Raw genomic sequence first — 4928 nt, 5'->3', positions numbered from 1 at the left:
ATGATGCCATCTGTTGCCATGAAAATATACAGATGAAAGGATTGCGACGCAACAGTTGTTGCCAAAAGAACCTTAGCTGGTATTTAAAATAAATAACTCAAACAGCTTCTTAATGAGTATTCATTTGGTAAAATAAAAAAGCATGTTTCTAAAAAAAGTGTTGTTAAGTACAGTCCTTGTTATCTCTTTTTGGGGATGTAAAAAAAAAGTAGACGCTCAGACTATAGTGGTTAATGAAAACCTGGAAGCAAAATTCGCAAATGTTTCTCCGAAACTTCTCTCCGATAATGCGAATCCTTTATTAGATTTTATGTTTACGGCCGACCCAACAGCGGTAGAATACAACGGAAGAATTTATGTGTATGCCACGAATGATCATCAACAGTATGAGAAGGTAGGAAAGGATGGGAAAAATAGTTACGGGTATACCCGTACATTGGTCATGATGTCTTCTGATGATATGGTCAACTGGACTTATCATGGCCTCATCAATACAGCCGAGGTGGCACCGTGGATTGCGCTGTCCTGGGCACCTTCCATTACATCCAGGCTGGAAGCAGATGGTAAGACGCACTTCTATTTGTATTACTCCAATGGCGGTATTGCCTCAGCCGTCCTTACTTCCACCTCTCCCGTTGGCCCATGGAGTGACCCATTAGGAAAGAATATAGTTGACCCTTCTGTCCCCGGCGTGGATGTCGACAATCCATTCGATCCCGGTGTTATGATTGACGACCAAGGTACAGGCTGGCTGGTTTTTGGAGCCGGAACGCCTAAAACCAAATATATGCCGGACAATGCCAGGATCGTGAAATTAGGAGCAGATATGATCAGTTTGGCCAGCGATATTTCTAAGATACCCGCTCCTTATTTTAATGAGGCAAGCGACCTTAACTTTATCAATGGAACCTGGGTTTATAGCTATTGTACGAGTTGGGATGAACGCACTGAATGGCCTTATACCAATATTGCTAAACCAACCGTATGCAACATATCTTATATGACGAGTAAAACACCCTTAAATCTGGATAGTTGGAAATATCGCGATAATTACTTTAAGAATACTGGCGACGTTAACGTGGGGCCTTTCACAAACAATCACACTCACTTGTTCAAGTTTAAAGAGAAATATTATCTTGCCTACCATGCCATGTATTTACAGGATTATTTTGACACTAAGGGTGGTTTTCGTAATGTAGGTATCGAAGCAATACTGGTGGATGCAGAGAATGATGTGACTTTCCCTATGGTCAACGCAACTTTTAAAGGCCCGTCGCAACTTAGCCTATTAAATCCATTCGTTGTTCAGCAAGCAGAAACCACTGCAGGCACTTCGGGGCAAGTCCAGTTCGATACTGTTGGTATTGTGGGTAATATGGTTGCCATAGGAAAAATAGATAAACAATGTCTCATGGTCCGGGGAGCCGATTTTAGCAAACAGATTCCTGCCAAATTCGAAGCCCGGGTGAAAGGAACAGGTAGAATTGATGTTTATGTAAATAATCTTAAAGGCCCGGCTCTTGTTTCCCTTATGTGTGATGTGAAGGACTGGACTACGCTCTCAAAGAAAATAAAACTGAACATAAATAAAGAAGTGGGGAATATCTATTTTGTATTTAATGGAGAGGGTTTTTTGTTTGATGAATGGAAATTTTATTAAAGTCTGGTTGCTGGTTTATTGATGCTATTTATAAGTAGATGTCCGATCAAAAGGGCTGTTACCGCCGATTCGGTGAAACCGTTAAGCCTTTCTCTTTTGGGAGCCAGGTAAGGTGCTTGATCAGCGTATGATGGATGCCCTTAAGCAGGATATAAACAGTAATGTTGGATTAAAGCTTTTACAGGAACAGCGGTACTATGAACATATTAGACAGTACCGATTTCTGGCAAGCTAAACTTTAAAAATACGATAAGTTTTGCGATAAAAAGATCAGAAGTTTGAAAATTAAATAAGAGAGAGTTTAGTTGAATATAAGTGGATGCCTGGGGCCTTTACCGAGAGGTCCCGGCATTTTTTTAAACTGTAACGGCAAATGATACCTGGTTAAAAAAAAGAGAATATGGAACACCAAATTATTTCAAAAGCGCCGGAATTAGATGAAAGTGAAATTAAAGCTTTAATAGAGAATTTCGATACGATCGGTATTTTGCTCAGGGATCACGTTGCTTTCTTCAGTAACCCTATCTTAACGCCTGAATCGAAAAAAATGTGCAACGAGGGCTTGGTTCTTATTAAGAAGTTCACTCAAAAATGTTTAGAACATTATGGGATGTGTTAACTTTCAAAATAAGATTTCAACTACAAGGCTTTATGATATTCAGTCTTTTATTGCCTGTGTTTTTAGGTATAACGGTAAAAGATGTATTGAATGCAAATAGAAAGTCAGCGCGTTTGGCATAAAACCTAATTCTCCAAAAGGTTTCGGTTTAAACTCAAACACTATACGTCGGCACCCATTATCATCCGCATGATGATAAAGACCAAAAAAAATAAAAAAGGATATTGCCCTAATAAAGGCTGCCGGATTCAAGGCAGTTTAGGATAGGCCACCTGGGACATTTATGAACCTTCCGAAAGTGAGTTTGAGCGTATTCCGAATAATGGAAATGACCAGTTGGCCTCGTAAAATAAGTGTAAAAAAACAATTAATAATATTGACTTTGACGATGAAAAAAATATTACCCATTTCGGGTTTGTGCCTGTTCCTGTTCACTGCAACAAGCTTAAAAGCGCAAAACCCTAAGCTTACGCTTGATCTAACTAAACCCGGCGTAAATGTAAGTTCGCAACTGTATGGGTTGATGACCGAAGAGATCAACCATTCGTACGATGGAGGTTTATATGCCGAGCTGATCAGAAACAGGATATTTAAGGACAACCCAAATACGCCGGAAGCGTGGAGTGTAATTAAGGAAGGTGGCGCGAAGGCCACAATGCAATTAGTTGCCGCAAACCCCAACTATATACCGGCAGATGAGCGGCGCCACGCAATTAATGGCGCGTTAAGCAGTTGTTTAAGATTACTGGTTGATACCGGCGGCGTTAGGGCCGGCATTGCCAATGAAGGTTATTGGGGCATACCTGTTTTGCCTAATACAACTTATAAGGCCTCTTTTTATATTAAGGGTGCTGAAAGCAAGCCAATGCCCCCCGAGCAATGGGCTCCCGCGCCTACAACTCCTGTTCCGGTAATTGCTGATAACACTGCCGGGCCTATAACCGTAAGTATAGAAAGCAATGACGGTAAAACGGTATATGCTTCGGGGAGTATTAATTTGGTAAAAAGCGCCTTTTGGAAAAAATATGAACTTAAATTAACAACCGGAGCTGGTGTTAAACCAACAACTGACGCCCGTTTTGTTATTTCAACAAACCGTACCGGGGTTTATTATTTTAACCTCGTCTCGTTATTTCCGCCAACTTATCATAACCGCCCAAATGGAAACCGGATAGACATAATGAAATTATTGGCTGATATGAAACCCCGCTTTTTACGTTTTCCGGGCGGTAATTTCCTTGAAGGCCCGAAATTGACCGATGCATTTCCCTGGAAGACTACTTTGGGGCCGCTTGAGGGGCGCCCCGGCCATACCGGCTCATGGGGCTATCGCCCTACCGACGGTATGGGCTTACTTGAATTTTTAGAATGGTGCGAAGACCTGAAGATGGAACCACTGCTTGCCGTTCATGCCGGCTATTCGCTCGATGGCGACCATGTGGACGCAGGCCCGCTTTTAAAGCCATATGTAGACGATGCGCTTGATGAAATTGAATATGTTACGGGCGACGTACACACCTACTGGGGTGCTAAGCGTGCGGCAGATGGGCACCCGGCACCCTTTAAACTTAGCTATGTGGAGATTGGTAACGAAGACGGGTTTGACACGTCTGGCAGTTACGACGGGCGTTTTGCCCAGTTTTATGATGGCATTAAAGCCAAATACCCTAACCTTCACTGTATTGCAACCATCGGCGGTAAGGACTGGCTTGGGACCAGGGGTAAATTAACAATTCGCAAGCCCGAAATTGTAGATGAACATTATTACCGCACTGCCTGGGAAATGGAAGAGGATGCGGCACATTATGATAACTACGACCGTAAAGGCTATAAAGTGTTTGTAGGTGAGTGGGCAACGCGCGAAGGCGAACCAACCACCAATTTGAACGCCGCCCTGGGCGATGCCGCCTGGATGACCGGCATGGAACGAAATTCAGACCTGGTTATCTTGTCGTGCTACGCGCCATTATTTGTAAATATAAATAAAGCCACAGCAACTGCGCCAAAGGCCTGGCAATGGGACTCGGACCTGATAGGTTACGATGCTTTAAAAAGCTTTGGTTCACCATCGTATTATGTACAGAAGATGTTTAACAGCTATATTGGCAATAAAGTGGTGCCTATAGCGGGCACCAATATTCCTACCCAAACCAGGCCTGCCACCAGGCAGGACAGCGCGGCGAACAAAATGCCCCAACCTATACCAGCCATGTTTTATGTAGCTACCCAAGACACCAAAACGGGAAAACTGTTTCTTAAAGTAGTAAATGCAACAGGAAAGCCGCAGCAGGTTGATATTGATTTAAAGGGGGCCGGAAAGTTTTCTCCCGAGGGTATTATCGTAGTAATAAAAGGGGATAAACCCGAAGATACGAACACGATCAGTGATCCGGTGAAAATAGTTCCGGTTACCTCCAAAATAAAAGTGGCCGGCGCTAAATTTACAAGGACTTTCGATCCATATTCAGTAAGCGTGCTTCAAATCAACACATTAACTAAATAATTAAAAACCAGGGAAAGAATACCAGGGCAAAAAAAACAAATGTTAATATGAGAAATGCGATTTACAGGTTATGGATAACGGCCTTAATTATCACGCTTTTAGTGCCGTGTTTATACGCGCAAAAAGCCACTAACCCTATTATTTAT

The 4928-nt window shown here is 42.5% G+C and carries 3 protein-coding genes; all 3 read left to right on the top strand.

Annotation, left to right across the window (positions count from 1 at the left end; translation table 11 throughout):
* The first annotated feature begins 142 nt into the window (after nt 1-142).
* Complete coding sequence (locus ABIX36_RS16610; protein WP_348083287.1) at nt 143-1660, top strand: glycoside hydrolase family 43 protein; 1518 nt, start codon at nt 143-145, stop codon at nt 1658-1660.
* A gap of 400 nt (nt 1661-2060) precedes the next feature.
* Nucleotides 2061-2279, top strand: a complete 219-nt coding sequence (locus ABIX36_RS16605) for a hypothetical protein (RefSeq protein ID WP_348083286.1) — start codon at nt 2061-2063, stop codon at nt 2277-2279.
* Nucleotides 2280-2667: 388 nt separating this feature from the next.
* Nucleotides 2668-4782 (top strand): alpha-L-arabinofuranosidase C-terminal domain-containing protein, encoded by a 2115-nt coding sequence (locus ABIX36_RS16600; RefSeq protein WP_348083285.1) that lies wholly within the window; start codon nt 2668-2670, stop codon nt 4780-4782.
* Nucleotides 4783-4928 lie beyond the last annotated feature (146 nt).

Source organism: Mucilaginibacter sp., from assembly GCF_039925265.1.
Lineage (GTDB): Bacteria > Bacteroidota > Bacteroidia > Sphingobacteriales > Sphingobacteriaceae > Mucilaginibacter.
The sequence above is the reverse complement of the archived record's forward strand: the minus strand, read 5'-3'. Positions and strand labels throughout refer to the sequence as shown.

Coding starts and splice junctions, on each gene's coding strand:
- ABIX36_RS16610 (WP_348083287.1), top strand. CDS start 143: ATGTTTCTAAAAAAAGTGTTGTTAAGTACAGTCCTTGTTATCTCTTTT.
- ABIX36_RS16605 (WP_348083286.1), top strand. CDS start 2,061: ATGGAACACCAAATTATTTCAAAAGCGCCGGAATTAGATGAAAGTGAA.
- ABIX36_RS16600 (WP_348083285.1), top strand. CDS start 2,668: ATGAAAAAAATATTACCCATTTCGGGTTTGTGCCTGTTCCTGTTCACT.